The sequence below is a fragment of the Bacteroides sp. genome (assembly GCF_029057325.1).
GTDB lineage: Bacteria > Bacteroidota > Bacteroidia > Bacteroidales > Bacteroidaceae > Bacteroides.
In genome coordinates this window covers 1-2,416 of sequence record NZ_JAICZW010000183.1, presented here as the reverse complement: position 1 = coordinate 2,416, position 2,416 = coordinate 1, and the positions used below count along the sequence as shown (strand labels likewise).

3 protein-coding genes are annotated in these 2,416 nt (G+C 50.0%); all 3 read right to left on the bottom strand.

Annotation, left to right across the window (positions count from 1 at the left end):
* Nucleotides 1–686, bottom strand: a 686-nt coding sequence (locus tag K2G43_RS12300; RefSeq protein ID WP_300155647.1) for a BF3164 family lipoprotein, incomplete at its 3' end; no start/stop codon positions are given.
* Nucleotides 687–691: 5 nt separating this feature from the next.
* The gene (locus K2G43_RS12295) at nt 692–907 is read right to left on the bottom strand and encodes an NVEALA domain-containing protein (protein WP_300155645.1); all 216 of its coding nucleotides are present in this window, start codon (nt 905–907) and stop codon (nt 692–694) included.
* Between the two features lie 156 nt (nt 908–1,063).
* Nucleotides 1,064–2,155 (bottom strand): helix-turn-helix domain-containing protein, encoded by a 1,092-nt coding sequence (locus K2G43_RS12290; protein ID WP_300155642.1) that lies wholly within the window; start codon nt 2,153–2,155, stop codon nt 1,064–1,066.
* Nucleotides 2,156–2,416: the final 261 nt, after the last annotated feature.

Here is a 2,416-nt window from a genome sequence, read left to right as displayed (position 1 = left end):
ACCTCGAGCACCTCGCCCAGCTGGGTCACCGCCGCCAGCACCCCGTTGCGGGGATGGTAGTCGATGAAGCTGCGCCAAGCCTGCGCCAATGCCGGACGGGCATGCCGCAAAGCCTCTTCGTTGGCGGTGGGGATGGTCCCTGTGCGGCGGAGCAGCCTTCCCTTACGGTCTATCCAGCAGAAACGGCTGTCGCCCGAATAGTCGGGAATGATAAAGGTGGAGTCATCGTACTGCGCAAAGTCGAGCGGACGGAGCAGGGCTTCGTTCAGCTTCACCGTCTCCCGATGGGAGAGCGAATCGCCGGACGCGGCACCGCCAAACCGGGTCAGTTCGGACTTGTTGGCATCGAGCGTCCACCAATCCTCTCCGTCCCAACGAACGTTTTCCACGGAAAGCTGCTCGCCGGGCGCTTCTCCCCGCTTGCCAAAAGAGGAGAGGTAGCGGAAACCGGGATAACTGAAGGCATGGCAGAAGTAGTCTTCGTTATGCAAATCCAGCACCACCACCTTGTCTTCCTGCACCCGGATGCGGAAAGGATAGCGGAACAGGGCGGTGTCCAGCGGAACCGTCCTCCCTTTCAGCTCCACCGTCCGGGGGAAGTCGGTATAAAAGGAGACTTCCTCACGGGGGGCAGAGATGCAGGATGCCAAGGCAAGAGGGAGGATAAGCAGACTAATGAAACGCATTCCCATCAAAAACTTGCAACAAAATATACTTTTACATGATTAAGCGGACAATCCACAGAGCCTATACCAAAACAGTCATATCTTGTGCCCCCTTCACCCGATGCCAAAGCCTCTATATTCTCCAACATCAGGCTGTCCAATTTCTCATGCTTAGTACCCATTTGAAAGGAAGCGACCGTCGCCACCAAAAACAAAGCTACGAATAAAATTTTCTTCTTCATGTTTCCACGTTTGTTAGTTATTTGAATGATGGAGGCAAAGGTAGTGGAAAAGCAAAATTTCATCCAATCTTTTGGTCTGACAAAATCTGACATTTTCAGCTTTTTCGCTAAATGTCAGATTTTGTCAGACTTTGTCAGATTCTGCCTGAACGCCATTCAGGCGGGATTTTCTTCGATGGAATGGGGGATTTTCAACTGATAGAAGAATTGTCCACCATCAATCGTACAAATGGAAATCTCTGACAAGCTGTCGCGCAATCTTTTTATACTTTGATACAATTTATCCTGAGTGCCGTTACCATTCGGCCACAACAATTGCAAAATTTCATCATTGGACAACTTATGATTTTCCGCATCCAGGAAGCCTTGCAGCAATCGGGCAGCCGACGCCCCCAACTTCACAACAGCATCCCCCTTCTTCAACAAACGGAAATCGGCCTCGAAGTACACACCCTTTTCCAACTGATAAATATGCGAACCACTTTCGCGACCGACAATCACAGGAATTATCTTTTCCAGCACAACAGGTTCTTCTGCCGCAGCTGATTTTTCTTTGACAAAAGAACGGCGACAAGCCCACCGCACATATATCCGGAATAGAAGGAGGCAAGCAGCAGCCACCACCGCCAATCCCCCCCAGTATTTCCAGGAAAGAAGACTCCACCAAGGGGCATAAAAATACCCGGTCACCCCCACTTCACTCCGACATCCGATGTAAGAAGTGGCGAGACTATCCGCCTTGGATAGATAAAGAGTATCGGCAGAGTAGGCATAAGACTCATGCTCCTCCCAGTCCATGGTAGCAATGCGCACAACCGTTGTCCCGGGAAGCCCCGATTTCGCCAACCGCCCTTTCCAAAACAGATTCAACGAATCGGCATTCAGGGGAGCTTGATGCAGCAGACAAGTATGCATCATTTTTACCTCACAAGTCCGTTCTATATTCCGAGAGTATTTTTCATACGGAATCCAATAGTCCTTTTGGCCATAATCACTTTTCAACGTCACTTTTACCGGTTCCTTTTTCATGTCAATGGAATCATTTGGCAATTTTTTATATCCGGCATGTCCGGATGAACAGCTATACACATCCATCGCTCCCCACTTCTGCAATTCATCTTGCAAAGCTTCACTAAAAGCACTACGCACCTGTTCCATCCGGTCCCGATGCAGACGTATGCCGCCTCCTACCGCCACGACAGCCATAAGCAGGCATATCAATAACCCTATCCAATTTCTCTTTTTCATGGTATATTTTTGTTTGTAGCCGCAAAGGTAAGCATTTTTTCTGAAACATACACGAAATGCACGGAATGCACGGAGCCGCCCACACAAATGTAAAACATTCTTACCCAACTTCCGCAGCCGGCACATCCCGGCGAAAAAATTCTCTTTCTCTTTTTTCTGTCCGATTCTCTCCGGCGGCTTCCTGTCTGCTCCCTATCCGACCCCTACCAGAGCCTATCCGGCTTCGGACGTTCTTCGGACAAACTCCACTCCCTAGGACCG